Raw genomic sequence first — 20,066 nt, forward strand, 5'->3', positions numbered from 1 at the left:
CACGCCAAAACATCATTCTATTTTTGTACACAAGACAATCCACGTTGTGCAAAAAGCATCCTTGCTATTGTATCCTTTATCCATCAATTCCAAAACGTCCTTTTATGCGATATGTCCTATCTATACTTAGTTTTTCACACAGGCATCCACTAAAGCTGAACCTGTCGTAACGCCTGTAGGGGCATTGGTCAACGTCAAGGTTAAGCCAGCAAAACCCGTTTTAGAACCAATAGTTTTCACTTTGCTACTGATACCGTAAGGTAATTTAAATAAAGCACGTACTGCATCCGCCTTAGCAGTATCACCACCTGCTGCATAACCTGCCTCATAACCCGTTAAGTAACTAACTGCAATAATAGGATATTGTACGTAGTCACCTTTTTTAGCGTTAATCGCTGGTTTAGCATAAGAAGATGGGTCAACTAATTGCATACAACCCGATGTAGAACCCGAGATGGGTGTTAAATCTACTAAGGTTGGACGACCATTCGCATCATTAGCACCTAATGCTTTATTACCAACAGATGTTAAGGCAACAGATTTAGGTAAGTTTTTTAATGGGTCGTGCTTTTTGAAGACTTGTGCTTTGTACTTAACTAATTTCGTTACAACTGCACCATTTTTGATTTTTGGTGTGCCGTCGGCATTACGTTGAATCACAGTTTCAGTATAAGCAGCAACGTCTGGCTTAATAGAAACCGTGGCATGACGTAATAATTGACCACCTGCTAACGCAGCACGAATTTTACCGTCTGCAATATCAGCATAACCAATCGCACCGTCTGTGGCTAGAACCGTGGTGACTACACCACCGTTACCACTTGCAGGCACAGAGCCTGCTGGCAAACCACTGATACCGGTAAAGGTATTTTGGGTTTGAAAACCTGTCACAGCGTTAGGAACGGCTGTTGGACATACCGCAGATAAATGGTTGGTCATGGAGAAGGTTGTACCAGAACTGTCAGAACGTGGTACTAACTTAATTGTTTTGCTGGGTAATACGGGATTGATTTGATTCCAGTTAGTAATTTGACCTGCAAAAATTTGACAAATTTGCGACTCAGTCAAATTTAAAGTGGTATTACCTAAATCAGCATTATTATAGACAATGGCAATAGAAGCAGCAACGGCTGGAAATTGCACAGGTGCTACACGAGCAGCGCGTGGGCCAGTGGCAAAAGAGTTATATTCTGTTGCAGAGAAAGGTGCGTCTGTACCTGCAAAGTCAGCCGCCGCAGTTAATGCAGAAAAGCCAGTTGGATTACCATTATAATCACCACAAGTACCAGTCGCATCTGCTGTACCACGAATGACATTACGACCTAAACCAGAGCCAGTACCACAATAAGACACTTTATATAACTTCGTCTTGTCGCCGCCCACACCATTTACCGTAAAATTACCAAATAGAGATTTAGGGTCGGCTGGGTCGGCTTCTAATACTTTTGCAGACGTCGAGGTAACACTTAAACGTTTGGCTGGGTTACTCTTTAAGTATGCACCACCCACATAAGCACTGACTGGCAATGTTGCACCACCACCATAAATAGTCCCATTGGCTACTGGCGGAGTACTGGCTGCATATACAGGCACTACCATCACAGTGGCAATAGCCGCAGCAATACGAGTTAAACGGGTCATGGTTCTCTCCCCTGTTGGGTTTGTTAGAATGAATTTGGCCATGTACCGGACTTACATGACTGGCAGGGAGTTTAGGCAACAAACATTGCATTTGATTGAAATTTAGACTACAAAACCATGTATTTTTTATGACAAAAAAACACATACAAACAAGTTAGAAAATTAATAAATTGTTAATAAAAAAGACATAATTCAACTCTAGGCCAGTCATCTTCTGCCATATAAGAGAGCGCCATCTATCTGCGTCTGATTCAACACAGAATCAAATGATAGTCTGATGAGTAGTCATTATTATCTATCAGCGACTACTTACAGCAAACATATAAATCAACTTTCGTTGTACGCTATATTTTAGTAATCGCTAAGGTTGGTGAGATAAACGCGGTATAGCTGTGGCTAAAAACGTCTTATAGAGGCGTCCTATTATTTTTTAAGAGTCTATTCTTTTTAGACTCCCTGTAATTATATGTGAAGCGGCTTAATGATAATAATATTAATTTTGAATATCTAAAGTGAGTGTGGGTGATATTTGAGTAATACTGCCTTGCGCGGTATTAGAAAGCGTAATATTAGCCGTTTGGTCTCCCGTTTGGTTAAATATGAGCGATGAGTTACCAAACTGGTCTATATTAGCCGTATTATTTGCCCCTTGTTGGTCTAAGGTGAGACGATTATTATCATTTAATTGGTTGATATTGGCACTATTTATGTCACCCGACTGACTAATCAAGGCAAAGTTATTATCGCCCTGCTGAGTGAGATTAATCAGGTTGCTCACACCATCTGCCTGATAAGTGCCTGATGCATTATGATTGCCTGTTTGTCTAATACTCGCATTCGCCTCAATCACGCCAAATTGTTCACTGCGTGCATAATTTGCTATGCCAATTTGATGAATAAGAATTTCATCTTCATAAGTCACAGGCATTGCACCTGTATTGGCAGCTCTAAAACTATCGGCTTTTAAGTCTATGTCTTGCACATCTAACGGGTCGGCGGCAAAAACAGGCGATATCAGAACCGCTAATACATAACCATATTTTTTGCTCATACCTTCACTCCATTAATCAAAACTAAAGGCCTGACTCTTCGCCTCAGACGATATAGGAACACGTTTAATTTGCTCTGTCTTTAGCTTATTTTGTTCTTTAATTTTTGTGCTATCGAAGGCATTATCAACCTCATTTAACATGGTAGGCTTTATTTTTTTAGCTTTATCCTGCGTATCATTTAAGGCCAGATTATCCATACGCTGTTGACGATAGCGTTGAAAAATAGGTGCATTTTTGTCACTATCATTTGCCAATAACCAACTTCGGTTATCAATACCTTCTACAATTAAATTGACAACTGCGGCCTCTATCGCTTCTTGCACAGCAATTTGTACAGGCTCATTTAAGGTTGTGCCGACTTCTGCCTCTAACAAACTTTTATAGGAAATAAATTTATAAACACCCGATGTTAATTGGGTTGAATAAACCGTTTTTGTGGTTGAAACGGTATGTAATATTTGACCTGTATTGGCATCTACAGCACGTAGATTCACCGTGACTTGGTCAGCACGATATTGGCCTGCCGAACCAACACCTAAGTACTTAACACCTAGACCCCCTGTTTTAATATTAGAGTCATAACCAACAACTGCACCTTCTATTAATAATTTCGCGCCCATTAATGTGGGTAATTTAATGGGATTTTTAGTCTCCGAATCGTTTGGCTGTTCAATAGCACGAATAATTTTGCGCTCGGTTAATACATTTTGTAGATTTTCACGTTCTACTGGCATAAACCATTTGGAGTCTCTGAGCGCTTTCACCAAAATAGATGTGCCACCCTGCGTGACAGCCGTCGAAAAGTTACTGTCTGGATTGGCTTTATATTGTCCAGACTGGTCTTTGAAACCATAAACTGCGGTGACGATTTTACCGCGTGGCAGTGGAAGGTTATTTAATTCACGCGTCATATTGGTATTGGGTGTTAATTCTGCAGTACCGAAACTTTCTAACGGCTTGGTATTCATGACACTACATGCCGTTAAATGAACCATGATGAGGGATAATAACAAAGGCTTTATGTTATTTATCAACATTGTGCGCTACCGTCTCTAAAATTAAAATTCATACTGCTTTTCAACATACATACGCTATGACACAGCATACCTACGATAACAATATAAAAACTCCCTTTAGTGCTGGCAAACCTAAAGGGAGCCTTTATAACAACATCCTTGTCTGCATCATCTACACGTACGCAAACTGCTAATTACCTGCCAGTATTGCGTTCATCCTTTATCTCTCATCCTATACGGTAAATGACTACCCTATCTTTAGCCTTTAAGTAGCTATGATAGGCAAGACAAATATATCCAAATATGTCTTGCCCTAGACTACATTACAAAGCGGGATGTTGATAAATACGGGCGGTATTACCATCACCTGCTTGATAAATGGTGGCAATATCTTGAACGGCTGTTTGTGTGATAGTTGCACTGTTGCTTGCACCACCATACTGAGCAATATACGCATCGTTATTGGTATCGTCTTGAATGATAGCCGCAAACTGTGTATCACCCGCTTGTAAAATTTGCGCCATGTTACCTGTACCCATTTGTACAATTAACGCAATTTCGCTATCGCTTGCATCACCTTGAGCGGCGATACCTAACACATTACCTGCACGGTCTGTGACTTCTGCACCTTGAGAAATGGCGGCAATATTGCCAGAGTTAGCATCGGTTGTACCAGATACCACACCTGGTTCAATTTCATTAATACCATCGGTCAATGTACCTGCATCGATACCCACCGTGTTACCACTGACAGGGTCAGTCACAGAGGCAATGCCTGCATTGTCGATATCGGCAACTTCATCACCCGTTACTTGATAAATAGTAGCGATGGCATTGGCAGCACCGTCTTGTTTTACTAAAGCAAAGTTAGTCACAGCGCCTGTTAATGGCTCATAAGGTGTAGATAATAAATCTGCAAAAGCCGCTAAGGTAGGGTCAATTGTTGTGCCTAATGGTGTTGTAATCGTGGGTGCTGTTGGGTCAACAGTGCCTGCTGCACCCGCTGTATCGGTTAAACCTTGATACACAGTAGCTGTACTTGTGTCGGTGATATTTTGAACAATCATACCAAAATGTGCGCTGGCGACATCGGTATAAATTTGCTCAACGGTGGCAATACTGGCTGTGCCCGTATCATCACCTTGGCTAATATAGGCTTCGTTATCGGCTAACACCACACCGCTGCTCATTGTTAATACAGCAATCGCTAACAGGTTCTTTTTAAACATTTTCGCTTCCTCTGGGAATTGAATTTAAACTTAAGTTAAAGTATTTAGAGGCTACTCTCTGCCTCTTGATCATACTCAAACGTCTGAACCTGTCCGGTGAGTTTAGACGTTGTCGTAATTCTTAGTAAACCTTGACCAATATCGGTTATTTCCACTTTAAAATCCGTCGTTTCTACGATACCAGGTTGCACTTTACCCGTACCATTGACAACACTAGAAATCACATTCGTGGTCAGCCGATTAATTAAGGCGGTTTGTAAGCGTTTATTAAATGTCTCTAAGGCAGAGTCTACTTTTTTAGGTTCTACAGGCGCTTTATGTTGGTCTTGTACTTGCGCCTCACCCAATAAAATAGAACCATAAGCAGGATTACCCCCAAAAGAGGGATTGATAGGTGTATAAATCAAGGGGCCTGCATAATTTGTATTGGCAACTAACATGAACCCTATGATGCAATACCGCTTATTCATTCATCTCTACCTAAATCAGTTCAGTTTAATTTCGTCTTGAGCCATGTCAGGATTTGTAGAAAGCACCTGCTCCACCTGCTCATTCATAACCCGCTCAAATACAACGCTAGCGGCTGCTTGACCTGCTCTTTGTGCCTTCTGCGCATTAAAATGCAGCACTTGTTGGTAGATGATTTGTTCGCCGTATTTGACACTAATCTGACTACCACTGCGTGCCGATGGACGTTCAACAATCACTAAGTTGTATTGACCTTGACTATCGAGTACTTGCCAATTATCCACAAATGCGACGTAAAAAGCCTGCCCTGCAAATGTTCGTGTTTGATTCAACAATAAGCCATTCAGTTCAACGTCTGCGTGTAAATGGGTACTGACTATGCAACTAAACAGCAAACACATGAATTTTTTCATTCTGTTTATTAACCAACAGCATTATGGTCTACGGGAAAGATTATCCAGCGCTTTCATTGCATATTGATTGCAATTTGATGAAGTTTTCAGACGGTGTTATTGGGGGGATTTTTGAGTATTGATAATGACATCTGATTGAGTTTATAGATAACCTGAGCTCGGAATAAAAAATGTTAATTTATTGATTTTTATATAGAAATTATTTCAGACCCCTATGACAGCCGCCCTCCGCGGGACTGACTTTGGTTTCGGCCAACGTCAGCAAAACCCTTTCGTGGTGCGAAACTCGTTGCTTAACAGCAATCCAGCCTTCGCCCTGCATGGCTCAGGCGTTCAGCGGGCAAGCAACGGTGTGGCTTGAAAGCCCCGCTTCACCCTTGGCTCAAACAGTTGCACCACAACGTCCCAACAGTGCGTTATAAACAGTCATATTTCAACTAAAAAGCCGTAGGCTTATACCGAACAAGTGCCTAAGTCTTAAGTTGGAGAGTCATCAATACAAAAGGCAGAAACTCTCTGCCTTTTTTGCGTTAGCTTACTCGTCATCGCCACCAATAAATTCAAATAGGAAGTTTGATGGGATAAAGTCTTTACGTTGTTGTTGACGGGCTGCGGCCATCGCATCGGCAGATTGTTGAGCGGCAGCTGCAACAGAGCTTGCCGAAGACAAGGCGGCAGTATCGGTTGTACCCGTTGGTACGCCCACCGACTTTCCTTGTACCTGAATATTGTCCGCATTTGCTACCTTAAAGGCTGCGACATTCAGACTTCCAGATACTCGAATCCCTGCATCACCTGCGTCCACTGTGCCAACAGGCGCAATCAAATTTGCAGTGCCTTCAGGTTCACCCGCTTTAGGCGGTAATACGGCAATACCCGCACCACTGACTTGTGATTTTGCATCTAATAAGCAAAACTGGTCGATATTACATTCGTATTTTAAGGGGGGGACTTCGGAGCTGGTTTTTGCCCCTTTACCCGCATTTACATCGCCGTTAGAACTCCAAATCAGCAAATCGCCCCCTTGTACTGAAAAAATACGACTTTGTGCCAATAACACGCTGCCATCCGTAAAAAGACCAATTTTACCCTTTTCGAGGGTTAAAATACCTTGGCTACTGGGGCCAATACCTGCGGTACTTTGTGAGGCCGCGACTTGGGGGGGTGCCGAGGTGCTACCAACTAATATTTGTCCGCCTGCGCCTAAAATGGCAATATCACCGCCTTTTTGTGTTTGTACGGTTGAGCCACGCATATCAAACACGCCTGTTTTGACCGTTTGCTGTGCGCCATTTTTGCCTGTCAGGCTGTTTGCCGTAAATCCTAGACTGGCAGGGAATAAGGTATCAATGGCTTTATAACCACGACCATATTGACCACTAAAACGACTACTTTCGCGGTTATAATCTAAACCCACTTGATTCAGAATATCTAAAAACACCGCACTGACTAAACGCTGACGTTGACCTATGGGTAATTGACTAAATAACTGCCACGCCTGTTGTGCTTGTTGTTTTTGTTGCTCGGTACTCAGTAACGACCATGACTGTGCCGCCGTTAATAAGTCAGACTGGCCTGTTTGTTGTGTCCGTACTAATTGGTCTTGCTGATATTGACCAACAAAATTAACTAACTGTTGACGATAATCTGGCGTACCTAAACTGTCATTCACATCGTCAGGGTTGTGTAAAACGGCTGGATTCAGATAGGTATTTGCAAAGGCATCAATCTGTATTTTGGCTGTTGGTAACTGGACAGTCCCTAAAGGATTAATGGCAATGGTCTCATCATAACCTTGCATCTCTGGACTGAGGCCAAATGCTAAGTGAATGTCTGCACCTGTACGCGGTAAGTAGGCATTATTCTTGTTTGCGATAGTACGAATGGCGGGATATGACGGATTGCTCGGCAATAAATAACCTTGAGTCAAGGCATCATTGGCAGAGGTTAATGGCCCTAAATTACGTCCCGCTTGAATGTTTAACGCCCCTAACCCCCCTAACTCAACAAATGGCACACTTTGGTTAGCCACTAAACTTGGATTATAAAAATCACGCCCTGCTTGTACATTGGTCACATCCGAAGCATATAAATGCTGTCCCATAAATGACAAATTCACAATATCTAAACCTGCTCGAATATCGGCAAATTTGGGACTCGCAATAATCATTGCCCCATTATATTGACGCTCAGGATGACCATTCACCAAACTACCCGTCACACTATATAAACGCATCGGTTGATTATCTGCACGATGCAAGCCTAAAGCAGTGTGTAAATCTACGGCAGCGTTTTGGCCACTCTTGATAAAGCTGGCTTTCACATTAGCGATGATTGGATTATCAATAGAGGGCAATACGGAGGCATCCGCATCAATTAACCCGACATAACTGTTATTTACATCATTGTTGATGAGATTAATATTGCCATCAGCCAAAATATTAAGTTGACCTGTTGCGGAGGGATATAACTCTAGATTTTTACGGATATTGACCGAACCAAATGCAGCCACTAAATCAACGTGAGCAGGCGCAATAAAATGGTAAGCCTGTGATAATGGACTTTCAATATCTTCGTTGACGCCGTAACTACTGCCCGCAGTAGTCGCTAAATTGCCTAACACCACACTACTGGCAATGGACTGTAAGTTAAATGCTGAATTTGCACTATACGATTGACTATCAAAGCCAGCGAATAACCAAGAAGGATTAAATACGCCGCCTGCTTCGGCATAACTATTGACAACAATATTCAGTTTAGCATCTTGTAAACCAAACAAGGTGGCGATAGGATTAAAGTTATCATCAAATAAATCGGCACTCATCACGCCATCTACTTTGATATTACCCGTCCCTTTGGCAACAAAATAAGTACCACTTAATAGATTACCGCCTGCATATAGGTCTAAATTACCGCCACCATAAGTTTGAGTTTGATTATTGGTTTTTGTCCATGTTGTCGGTAAAGACACCGACAAATCACGGATATTACCTTGTGCGGCAATATCAACATCACCACCGACACTTAAGATGCCTTGATTAAACATCGCTAAGTTAATCGCCGATGAGGTATTGTTGCCACAGCCCACTTCGGTAAAGAAACAAGGGTTTTGTAACCACGGCCACCAAAATTGACTCATATCCATTTTTGCTTGACCAGTCACCGTGCCATTTGCATCATCGGTAATCATTTCTTGGCCAATAATATGACGGCCTGCGACTAAGGTAATATTACCCCCTTTACTACTATTGACGAGGCCATTATTTACTAACAGAGGCAAACCTTGTTTGCTCTGGACAATGGTTGACTGGCTATTTTGCTGCTCAACTTTACCTGCACTATAAATCACCGCAGGGGCTAAGGTATCAACAATCGCAATATCATTGCCTGCTTTTAAGTCAATATTGCCTACGCCTGTACGCAACATGGTTGGAATAGCTAAAGAACGATTATCGGTGCTGCTTGGCTTAACTAATTCTTTTCCTTCTAAACGAATATCACCCGTTTTTGCCCATAAACTAAATGAACTGCTATCACCCGTCATTAAATTTGCAGTTAGCAATCCTAAGCTCGTGGGTGATGTTTGGCTACCTAATAAGGCGTTATCTAAGTCAACACTGTTTGGATTAGTTGATGGCTCGGCATCTGGGTCAACCACGCCCGATTGTTCTAGCGTGACTTTATTGGCTAATTGGAAGCCATCACTCAAACTGGCTTTGAGTTGAATATCTTTTTCAGCGGTTAATTGTAATATCGGTGCTATGCCTTTATCGGTACGGTATACCCCTTGATTATTGTCTTGAGCGGCCAAATTCCAATGGCTTAATACGGTGATATTACCGTCATTTATCGTTGTGCTAGGATTAACCAATTCAATCACTTTACGCAATTCAGTACCCGTCGTATTTCCCCATCCCGACACATCCACAGTCACTTGTTGGATAAATTGCGCTAAGGTTTGGCCATAAAACTGTTGATGGTTGCTATTGAGAGTGTTGGTTAATTTTTTACCATCTGCACCATACGCACCCGCAGGATCAATAATGCCATCAAAATGTTGATTGCCTGTACTACTGTCTGTGGTGTGCCAACTGGCTATCGGTTGAATACTGACTAAGGCTTGGTTATTTATGCTTGCGCCTTGATTGAGCAGATTCAAGGATTGATTAGCTAATAACGGTAAACGTAAATTAATGTTGCCTTGTTGTTGCTTAGCAGATGCCACATTTAAGACGGCACTCTGAGCTAAAACAATTTTGCCACTGTCATTGGCATCCACTAGACGATAACCATAGTTAGCATCCACTTGGCCATTGCCTTGACCTGATGTCATTAAGTTAATTTCACCTGCTTGTTGGGCATTATTCGCTAATAACTGTCCATTGATTTGGACACTGCTACGCCCTTCTAAGCTAATTTTTGCCACTTGGCCATTAGCTGCGTTGAGTGTACCGTCAATAATGACATTACCGTTTTGACGGTCTTGTTGGCCTGTCCCACCTTGCGCTTGTAATTGAATTTGATGGGCATTTAAGGTTTTGTTAGCAGCTAAGACTAAATTGCCTTGTTTGCTGCTAATGTTCACACTGCGTTGAAAACCACTGTCATTTAACCAATCGACTAAATTATTTAAATCGACTGCTGATGTACTCGTTAAACTAAAACGACCACTTTGGCTACTTTGTTTTGCTTTAGCATTGGCAAGCGCTAACAACTCTATTTTGCCTTGTCCTTGAATGCGTAATTGACCTGCTTGGCTATCCCCTAAACCTGCTAAATTGAGTTGTGCATTCTCGGCGACTTTAATATCGCCTTGAGCCTGTAAATTAATATCCCCTGCGGGGCTATAGCGCGTGACATCATAAAAATCTTTACGATGACTGCTGACATCTAATTTGGCCTTATCGCCTAATAACAACTCACCAGTCCCTGCATCCAAGCTAATTTTGCCCGAATTTGCTTGTAACTGACTATTTACAGTTAAGCCATTGGCTTTTAGTGTTAATTTACCGCCTGCCGCATCAATCGGTGTTGCTTGCGATGCTAAGCTATTCACGGTGAGCGTTTGTTGCGTACTAATCGTACTTTGACTGCCTGTTAAGGCGGTAAGTACAGGTGTATTAAATGTCACTTGGGCAGATTGAGCCTCTAACTGTGACACACCATTACTGGCCATACCTTGTGAGGCATTGACGGTAAAGTGGTCAAATCCTGCTAAATTAATTTTGCCACCTTGCAGTAAAAACTGCTTAGTATTAAACACGAGCTGACCTTTTTTATCCGAACTAGTGGCCAGTCCTGTTTCTAAATCATTACCCAAGGTTAAGCGTTCACTATTAATTTGGCTTTGACCCCCGTCACTCACTAAGCTAGCAGCACTTAAAGTTAGCTCTTTAGGAATATTAATATTCACATTGCCATTAAACGCCATGCTGCTACGGCTACGAATCGTCACTTTATCAATCGCTGATAATTGTTGTAATAATTGACTGCTTAACACTAAGCCATTTTGATTACTGTTGTTTTCGCTAAAAATTACCGTTGCGCCATTGGCATCAATACTTTGTGCAGCAAATTTTGTGCTGGCAGCGACATTGGTATTGCCTGTTGCATCTAGGCTAATACTATTAGCCACCAAACTGACATTATTGCCAATATTGAGATTGCCTGTGGTGGTATCCCCTTCGCCGTCAATGCCTGCAACATTAATACGGTTAATTAAAACCTCTTTGCCACTGCTTAAACGTAATAACGCGCCATTACCATTTGCGGCATCAATATCATTACCGTTATCATCAAAATCAGCTAATAACCCGACTTGTAAGGGGGTCGCTCTTACGCGTTCGCTATTGCCTTGTGCTTGCAAAATACTATTTTGCTTAATGGTCACTGCACCTACGGTTGGCTCTGGTACTTCGTCTGTGGGTTGTGGGCTTTGTGCCATAACAATAATTTCATTGGCCGTTAGCGCTTTACCTGCGGTATCAACCACTACTTGTGTGGCTTTGGCTTTGAGCAAATCCACATTACTTTGGCGTGTACTTGTGCCACCTAACACTAAACGTCCTGCATTGAGCTTATTTAACTCGTCAACATCCACCCGAACAAAACCTTCGATATTGGCTGTTTGTTTATTGGCAATTAATAAATTAGGGGCGGCAATATTGATGTCCGCACCCAACCCACCAGTAACCGCTTGACCGTTGACCTTAGCGCCTAAACTTAAACTTTGTTGGGCATTTAACACTAATTGGCCTGCATCTTTGGGCAAATTGGCCAGTTTGGTTGCTTCATTATTGGCAAAATAGGTATTTAAGCTCGTGAATTGGTATTGCGAATACTGTTGCCATACTTCGGGCTTTTGTACAAAAAAGCTGGTCGTACGTGCCGATTTATTACCCGAAATACTGTCCTTAAAATAGCCTGCGACACGTAATGTACCATCTGCCAATACCGTATTATCACGAGCCAAACTATCGACTAAGGCCGTGTCTTGTACAATACGATAAGCATTAAGCAAAGTGGCATAACGCGCAGGCAATAAGGTATATGTACCTGCGGCTAAGCCATCTATACCACTTAAATAAACACTTTGACCAATTAAGGGGTCAGCCATAAATTGTGGGTCATACGCGGCGAGTTGAGGTTGTACGCCTTTAACAATGGCATACACAGGACGGCCGTCGGCATATAAAGGCACTTGTGTTGCTGAGCCTGTCGCATAACTGGTGTTATAAGCCGCCAATACATCTCTAGAACCGCCTGTGCCTGCAATCCATTCTTGCGCTTGTAAATCACCACCACCTGCCACATTAATGCTTGCGCCTGACGCCAAATTCACTTGTTGTCCATTGATGGACAACATTTTATTGGGCGCGGTTTTTAGGTTATCGACCGACGTAGCGGCTCCTGCTGCGGAGCTGGCACTGCCATTGTATTGCAGATTTTGACCATCCGCAGTCATACCATAAGGAATAAGTAAATTCTCTAAGGATACCGATGTTTGACTACCTGCTAATAGGTTGACTTCTTTTGTTTGAATAACAGGTACTTGTACTTTTAAGGCCGAGCCATCTAAATTGGTTGCAGGAAAACTGAGTCGTGTTAAGGCTTCGCTGTCGTTGGCACTGATTGCACCCAAAACAATTTCGCCTTGTGGCGCTTTAATCACACCGCCTTGATTAATGGTTTCGGCGTTAAAGACCAAACTGCCACCCACCGATAAGGGTGTGCTACTTCTGCTATTAGCTGTTTTCCCAATATGGATTTTATTGCCTTTTAAGTCATTGAGTTGACTATAGGTATAGGTCGTTTCTGGGTCTTCAGGGTCATCTGCTTCTTTAAGAATGTGATTTTCGTAATGCCCCATCGCATTGACGATAAATTTATTACCTGTTGCAGGATAGAGTTGTCCTGCATTTAAGTTCAACTCTGCCGTTGTTTGTAATAAACCTGGTACAGCCGTTGCGCGGGTAATATTGCTGGCGTCTCGTAAATAGTCATAACTTGACGGTGTGACAAACCGCATATCGCCTTTACTGTTTAAGGCGACATTGGCAAAACCATCAATCATAAATTGGCCACCCAAGTCCATTGCATCGGCATTAATGGTTAATTTAGACTTATAAAATTTGGGTAATAAGCTGACAAAGGTCTCATCATCTCGACTCTTAACTAATTCGCCATCTTCCACATAACGCGAATCCACCGTGTAGTTAAGACCACTCCCGTCTGTGGTTGGTGCGTATAAATTGGTGGTTGTGGTGGTCGTGCCCTCATCTCGCTCAATAATACGCTCAAAAATAGGGGCGGTATCCTTGGCAAAAGTCATGCGCATTAAGAGATTACCTTCCACATCGGCAGGACTTAAATTGTCAAAATCATCCGTTGTATAGTAGAGCGGATAGTTCGCGCCAAAATGCAAACCACTGACATTGACATACGATGCATCTAACTGAATATCAAACTCTTTTTGTAGATATTCTACTTTTCCTGTTAAAAAAACGGTTTCTTCTTCGTCAATAATTGTCCCTAATGTTGCTTTAGTGCTAGGGCTAAAGACACGAAACTGACTAATAAACTCCGTACTTTCATCATCAATATTGACGTTAGGCGTATAAACACCCGTCAACATCATAGACATATTAATATTTAAGCGATTACTCAGGGATAATTTAACATCTTCCGAAAAAATAATCGGTAATGGCGCTTGTGAGCTGTTTAGCTTAGGGTCAACGCCTAAATTCAAACTACTGATGCCCGAATCCTTTAGACTATCCGCCGCAAAATGCAAAATGCCTGTTGGGGCAACACTGTCATCGGCATCATGTTCAATAAATGTATCTACTTCGGGGGTCGGGGTTTTAGCGGCATCAGGCATTGCCACGAGATGCTGGGTTAAATGAATGGCTTTTGCCCCCTTAAATTCTTCTGGCGTATTAAAACGTCCAACTAAGGGGGTGATGGCTAAACTCGCACCTTCGGTATTATTGTCGCCGCTGTGTCCTTGTAGATTGCCATGAAAATACAAGCCTTTAGCGGCACCAATACGGATTTTACCTGCGTTACTCGCCACTTTTTGGCTTTGCCATTGGCCTTGCTCATTGGCTAAATCTAGGCTTGCTGTTGTGCCTGATACATTGATGGTTGCTGCTTGTTTAGTATTATTCGCCGTACAACTATTGTTATCTTGGCAATTCACCGCAATAACATAGCCTGTGTCATTGGTGATGGTCACTGTGCCGCCATCCAACACCTTGCCTGATGTTAATTTTTGGCCTGAGACGCCAAAGGCTAAGGGGTCTAATAAGGTTGTGCCTGATACATCTAATAAACTATCAGCAGATAACCAAATGGATTTGTTATCGGAGGTAAAGGCATTACCATTAACCACCAAACCCGGTACTTGAGCATAACCACCACGCGCAGTATCGGCAGTAATGGTGACTTCGCCACCATGCGCTACCACACTGCCTTTAATATTCACTTGAGTCATTGAGCCTAACGTGACTTTGGCTTGATTATCGGCTTGAATGGCCGCGCCTTTTTCTAAGCTAAATGCACCTGTAATGCCCGAGTCAGTATAATCAGGTGGTAAACCACCAAGCTGATTGGTTTGCCATGTGGCAAAATCCCCTGCATAAATACTTAAATTGACCGCTTGGCGACGACTATCATCCCACTGACCCACTTTTAAATAATCTTGTTGCTCGGCAATGTCTAATAAATTGCTAAATGAAGGTAAGTCAGATAAACGCCATGCTTGGTCGGTGACATAACTCAACTGACGTGGTTTTAAGGTAGTAAATTCGGCAATTTTGGCATCATATTCGGCTTGCAAATAAATATGACCAAAGCCCATGTTATCAAAATAATTTTCGGGTAATACCATTGTCCACGGGGCATCTTCGGAGGCAGAGCCGCCAATTTGTAAACCTAATGTTCTTAAACTTAACTTACCGCCACCACTAAAACCTAAGGCTTTAATCGTACCTGCTAAATTTAATTTTGCACCCGATACAGGGTCATCACTGGGTAAAGGTGGCGCACCATCGCCACCAAAGGGTAATTGAGCAGGCACATAAGTTTCTAAACTAACATCACCCGATTTACCAATTGGGACTAAATTCTTTTGATTGACTTTGGCGGTATTGGCCACATAACCACCACTCGACACATCAATCACACTGCCCTGACTTAAGTTAATTGAGCCTGTGGTATCGGTAGCCACACCATTTTTATTAATGGCATTTTGTTGAGTGACTAAACTGACACTACCCCCATTGCTATAGGCTGAACCAAAAATTTGATTAGCGTCTTTGCCCGTATCATTAATCCATAAACCACTGGTATCTAAAACCGCTTTACTACCGATGCTAATATCACCACGACTTAATGGTGTTTGGCTATCAGGCATCGTCGTTGTGCCTTCAATAAAGGTACGGCCTGTACTGACTAAATTGATTGCCCCTGAATGACTCGTTAATTTACCATCCACTTTGATTTTTGAGCCACTCAGGCTGATTTTGCCACCGTATTGAACTTCAAAATCTACATCTTCATTAACAACAACTTCACCACCCAAACGGTTAGCACCAAAGGTATCCGCCACCACATTGACGTTAGCCACCCCTGCTTGCTCTAGCTTGTTGACATCCACAGGTGTCCAGTGGTCTAAATTTTGGGTATCGCTAATCGCTTTAGTGCTAGGTTGAATGACACTTTTCTCATTAAAGTTTTCAGCTAGTTGATTGAGGCTAACAATATTATTGCTCAAGACAAAGCTGGTACTAACAGGAATTAAGGTGGGGCTAGGTAATACCGCATTGATGGCATTCGTGGTTGCGCCATAATTCACCGTACCACCTTTGGCTTGCTGATTACCAGCAACTTGATAACGGCCACTGACCGCTTTGGCACTGACATCACCCGATAATAAGGTCGTGGTGACACCATATAAATTTAAAGTACCTGCATTGCCGCCTTTAATGTAATCCTCTACATAAATGCCTTTATCACCGCGCACAATCGGATTGATATAAACCTGTGAACTGTTCCAACGTTGATGGTCTTCAACAAACTGCCCAGCAATACCGACATAATTCACCGTAGGGTCAGCATTGGCAATGTCCACTACCCGACCCGTTTCGGTAACTAACCGTGTAGTGGGTAAATAGCCACCTAAATAATGGCTATAACCACCATCTAAATTCAGTAAAGAGCTTTCTTGGCTTAAAACTTCATTGCCTGCTAAAGAGATTGTACCGCCATTTTGTAATAATAAATCGACTGTACGTTTAACTTGTTGCACATAACCTGACAAATTAGCTAATGGCGTACCCACCCAACTCACACCATCGTTGCGTGTGCCACTAATATCACCATTAATAATAATCGACTTGCCATATAAAAAACTGTTTCTTAGTAATGGGGAATCGGCTAACTCATTTAAGCCTAAACGTGGAATCGTCACTAAACTCGTATTAGCAGATTGTTGAATATCGGCTAAACCTGCAACATCAATGACGGCATTTTTATCCAAAAATACCCTTCCTGTTTGACTACCGTCTTTAATGGCTGAAGAATTAATGACGGCATCATTTTGGCTAATGGCACTGATATTAACTTTTTGTGCAGGTGCTTCAATCAAGGCTTTTTCTTTTAAGGTGACTGCCCCACCTGTGATATTGATACTACCCGTTTGAAATACTTGTGTTGCGGTTGGACTCGAAATCGTTGTCTCATCCAATTTATCACTGATTAGACTTAATTTATCGGTTAAATTAACAGGCTTAATCAATAAATCTTGTTTGAATTTTGGATTAGAAATTAATAACTTGGCTAGAGAGTTCATTTTCTCAGCAAACATATCGGCTGATAATTGCTGGTCTTTGGCTAAAACTTGATTGATGGCGGCGATTTTTTCACTGTCAGTTTGTTGGCTGTTAATAATCGTTAATAAATTATTTTCTTGGCCTGCCATATTGGCCAATACTTGCAAATACAAATTATCGGATAACAGTTTATCGGGTAATAAAGTAGTGACACTGTTAGCACCAAACACCACTGAGCCTGTACGCGCTTGGGCATTATCGGTGGCTTGTTCATCTTGTGCCGATATATTAATTGAGCCTGCACGACTAATACTGGTGGTGGCAATAATCACGCCATCTTGCTGAATATGGCCTGCTTGTAAACGCACATCACCACGATTCGCCTGAATTAAACCTGTATTACTCACAGTGCCTACAGGCGTGACATCTTTATTATTGTTCGCAGTATCTAGTAACTTACCTGTTATCGTGGGGTTGAGTAAAACCGAACCACTGGCAGGATTTTTTAAGGATACCCCCAAACCTGCCGCCAAAATGACTTGGCCACCATCGGTAGAAATAGTCCCCTCATTATTGACATTAGGGGCAGCAATTAAGGCATAACCTAAATTACCGACCCGAATATTTGCACCTTGCTCTATGCTAATATCTTTAGGCAACTGATAATTAATAGTATCTGCTTGGCCATTTTGACCGCGTGTGACAGAACCATTATCATTAATAGATAATGTTTGACCTGAGTTTATGCCTAATAAATTACCTGCTGCGGTATTCGTACCCACAGAGTTAATACCCCTTTCTAAAAACAACTTATTACTTGCCGACACATATGCCGTATTAGGGGCTAATAACGATTTAGACTGCGGATTCAAATAAATAGGTAAAGAGGAAGCTAAGAGAGAATGTACATTGACTTGGCTACCTTGCCCAAAAATAATGCCATTGGGGTTAATTAAATAGACAGAACCATCAGCTTTAATTTTACCTAAAATTTGACTTGGTGAGCTTGAAGCATTAATTCTATTTAATGCAATCCAATCATTTTTACCATCCGTTTGTGTGCCTAATTTTTGGTCAAAATTTAAGGTCGTTTGTGCGCCAACATTAAACGAGTCCCACGTCAAAATTGCTTTAGCGGCTGTTTGTTGTATGTTAACCGTGGTCTGACCATTGACTGTGGTTTGGGTGGGTAAATTGGCGTTTTGCCATAAACAATTAAAATTAGCCACACATTGACTTGGGTTTTTGGCATCCGCCTCCGCGCCTGCCGCAACTTGTAAGCCCCCATTGGTCAAACCATTGGCGACATTAGCATTCGCCAGTAAATTTTTTGCCGCCATTTGCTGCAAACGTTGCGTTTGCATGACGGTATTTAAGGTACGCCTTAAGTTCTCTAAAGAGCGGTCTGCTTGTTTTAGCGCTTGTTGAGGCGTAACTACACCCCCTACCACCAGCGCATTATTGGGGGTTGATGTTGGTGCGGTTGGCTTCGCGCTGGTATTTTGGCTTTGGGCAAACCATGCCGCACTGCCAAAGGCAGGCGCAGCCTCACTCAGTTGTGGGAGCATGCATAATGGCAAACTCAATGCCTGCATCATCGCTAAACGCAGATAACCTTGGGTCGATAAACTCAGTTTAGGCGCAATACGTTTGGCTAATAGAGAGCGTCTACGCACCATGATTCATCTCCGCATGTCAAAACAAACAATTAAATTTCACATTAGGACGCTTATTGGCTCACATTTACCGCCCTGCCTTCGGCATCCCCCCCTTATTAAAGGGGGATTGAGGGGCATGAAACACCTAAGTCCTGAGATAATTAAGCCCTAACTAGAAGCGCTTGGGTTTTGTAAATAACGGACATACTCCTTGAGTAAACCGTCCCATAATTCGCATTGAGAAGATAACCATACAGGTGTTACGCCACCTGCTACTAACACATCCATCACTAACACTAACCACTCCCCTTGCTTAAGCAAACGGGTGAAGCGTTTTTGTTGATTCCAGCCGTCTATGAGTTGCGCAGGTGGGTCACCTTCTATTTTAATAGCGCAGCTAAATGCTATATCGGTAAAACCCTCACCTTGTGCCTGACCAAACGAAATAGCAAAATTTAGACCTTGTGCAGCACTATGTACTTGCACTTGCTGTGCTTCTTGTTTAATGACTGCCCGACAGCCAACCTTTTGTAACATATCAACCATCTGCTGAGGGCTAACTACTTGCAATATATCACTCATCTTATATACCTTGATTATGGCAAAAAACTGTCAGATACAGGCTGTTGGTTTTGATTATCGTTAACACTCGGCGTTAACTGTGCAGCCAGTATTTTTTGTTGATAACCTTGTAAAATTGTTTCCATTTTGACGTTATATAAACCCAAGAGTGGCTCATGTTTACGCATCGCTTGCCAAAAATTTTGCTTTTGATAGCCTTGTAAAATCTCTTGACTCAACTCAAGCAAAGACTGATTACTCTGCTCGCAAATTTTTTGCCTTTTTTCTGCCCATAGCGTTTTTTCGTTCAATGCTAAGATAGACTGCTGTTGATGACTCAGCATGACTTTGACTTCTGTGAGATAGTTTTGTAGTTGTTGATTTTGTTGTGTCATTTCATCTATTTGCTTTTGTAATGCACTGGCTTTTTCTAGCTCACGTTGCGCCGTCGTACGTAACTTAAGCAACTCTGCGCTGTTGTCTTTAGTGACTATTTTGACCACAGGAGCACTCGCTATCGTATTTGCATTGGCCAGTTTTGCTTTTAGACTCAGGTTTTCGTCTTCGAGCTGACGCATTTGCAGCACAGTTTGGCGTAGTTGGTCACGCATTCTATCTAGTGCGGGGTCAGCATAAACGTGGGTACTTATAGCCATCACCAACAGTGATACCACAAATTTGGTACTCATGATTTA

General features: G+C 42.2%; 9 protein-coding genes. All 9 read right to left on the bottom strand.

What is annotated here, in order from left to right; genetic code table 11:
- Nucleotides 1-126 precede the first annotated feature (126 nt).
- The 9 genes from C8N29_RS14485 to C8N29_RS14525 all read right to left on the bottom strand — a co-directional run bounded on the left by C8N29_RS14485 (nt 127) and on the right by C8N29_RS14525 (nt 20,060).
- Nucleotides 127-1,641 (bottom strand): substrate-binding domain-containing protein, encoded by a 1,515-nt coding sequence (locus C8N29_RS14485; RefSeq protein ID WP_170107003.1) that lies wholly within the window; start codon nt 1,639-1,641, stop codon nt 127-129.
- A gap of 493 nt (nt 1,642-2,134) precedes the next feature.
- The gene (locus C8N29_RS14490) at nt 2,135-2,692 is read right to left on the bottom strand and encodes a hypothetical protein (protein WP_107866789.1); all 558 of its coding nucleotides are present in this window, start codon (nt 2,690-2,692) and stop codon (nt 2,135-2,137) included.
- A gap of 12 nt (nt 2,693-2,704) precedes the next feature.
- Nucleotides 2,705-3,661: a CsgG/HfaB family protein gene (locus C8N29_RS14495; protein WP_239987183.1), complete on the bottom strand. Its 957-nt coding sequence runs from the start codon at nt 3,659-3,661 to the stop codon at nt 2,705-2,707.
- Nucleotides 3,662-4,032: 371 nt separating this feature from the next.
- The gene (locus C8N29_RS14500; RefSeq protein WP_107866791.1) at nt 4,033-4,938 is read right to left on the bottom strand and encodes a hypothetical protein; all 906 of its coding nucleotides are present in this window, start codon (nt 4,936-4,938) and stop codon (nt 4,033-4,035) included.
- Between the two features lie 44 nt (nt 4,939-4,982).
- A complete protein-coding gene (locus C8N29_RS14505; RefSeq protein ID WP_170107004.1) occupies nt 4,983-5,378 on the bottom strand; it encodes a curli assembly protein CsgF in 396 nt (131 codons plus the stop codon).
- Between the two features lie 45 nt (nt 5,379-5,423).
- Nucleotides 5,424-5,807: a CsgE family curli-type amyloid fiber assembly protein gene (locus C8N29_RS14510; protein ID WP_170107005.1), complete on the bottom strand. Its 384-nt coding sequence runs from the start codon at nt 5,805-5,807 to the stop codon at nt 5,424-5,426.
- 547 nt (nt 5,808-6,354) lie between these two features.
- Complete coding sequence (locus C8N29_RS14515) at nt 6,355-18,831, bottom strand: filamentous haemagglutinin family protein (protein ID WP_107866794.1); 12,477 nt, start codon at nt 18,829-18,831, stop codon at nt 6,355-6,357.
- Nucleotides 18,832-18,978: 147 nt separating this feature from the next.
- Entirely contained in the window at nt 18,979-19,392 is a 414-nt protein-coding gene (locus C8N29_RS14520; protein ID WP_107866795.1) for a YbjN domain-containing protein, read from the bottom strand.
- A gap of 14 nt (nt 19,393-19,406) precedes the next feature.
- The gene (locus tag C8N29_RS14525) at nt 19,407-20,060 is read right to left on the bottom strand and encodes a hypothetical protein (protein ID WP_107866796.1); all 654 of its coding nucleotides are present in this window, start codon (nt 20,058-20,060) and stop codon (nt 19,407-19,409) included.
- Nucleotides 20,061-20,066 lie beyond the last annotated feature (6 nt).

This window comes from Agitococcus lubricus, from assembly GCF_003051055.1.
Taxonomy (GTDB): Bacteria; Pseudomonadota; Gammaproteobacteria; order Pseudomonadales; family Moraxellaceae; genus Agitococcus; species Agitococcus lubricus.

Excerpts from the sequence above, each read along its gene's own strand:
- C8N29_RS14525 (WP_107866796.1), bottom strand. The coding sequence starts at position 20,060 with ATGAGTACCAAATTTGTGGTATCACTGTTGGTGATGGCTATAAGTACC.
- C8N29_RS14510 (WP_170107005.1), bottom strand. The coding sequence starts at position 5,807 with ATGTGTTTGCTGTTTAGTTGCATAGTCAGTACCCATTTACACGCAGAC.
- C8N29_RS14520 (WP_107866795.1), bottom strand. The coding sequence starts at position 19,392 with ATGAGTGATATATTGCAAGTAGTTAGCCCTCAGCAGATGGTTGATATG.
- C8N29_RS14500 (WP_107866791.1), bottom strand. The coding sequence starts at position 4,938 with ATGTTTAAAAAGAACCTGTTAGCGATTGCTGTATTAACAATGAGCAGC.
- C8N29_RS14485 (WP_170107003.1), bottom strand. The coding sequence starts at position 1,641 with ATGACCCGTTTAACTCGTATTGCTGCGGCTATTGCCACTGTGATGGTA.
- C8N29_RS14515 (WP_107866794.1), bottom strand. The coding sequence starts at position 18,831 with ATGGTGCGTAGACGCTCTCTATTAGCCAAACGTATTGCGCCTAAACTG.
- C8N29_RS14490 (WP_107866789.1), bottom strand. The coding sequence starts at position 2,692 with ATGAGCAAAAAATATGGTTATGTATTAGCGGTTCTGATATCGCCTGTT.
- C8N29_RS14495 (WP_239987183.1), bottom strand. The coding sequence starts at position 3,661 with ATGAATACCAAGCCGTTAGAAAGTTTCGGTACTGCAGAATTAACACCC.
- C8N29_RS14505 (WP_170107004.1), bottom strand. The coding sequence starts at position 5,378 with ATGTTAGTTGCCAATACAAATTATGCAGGCCCCTTGATTTATACACCT.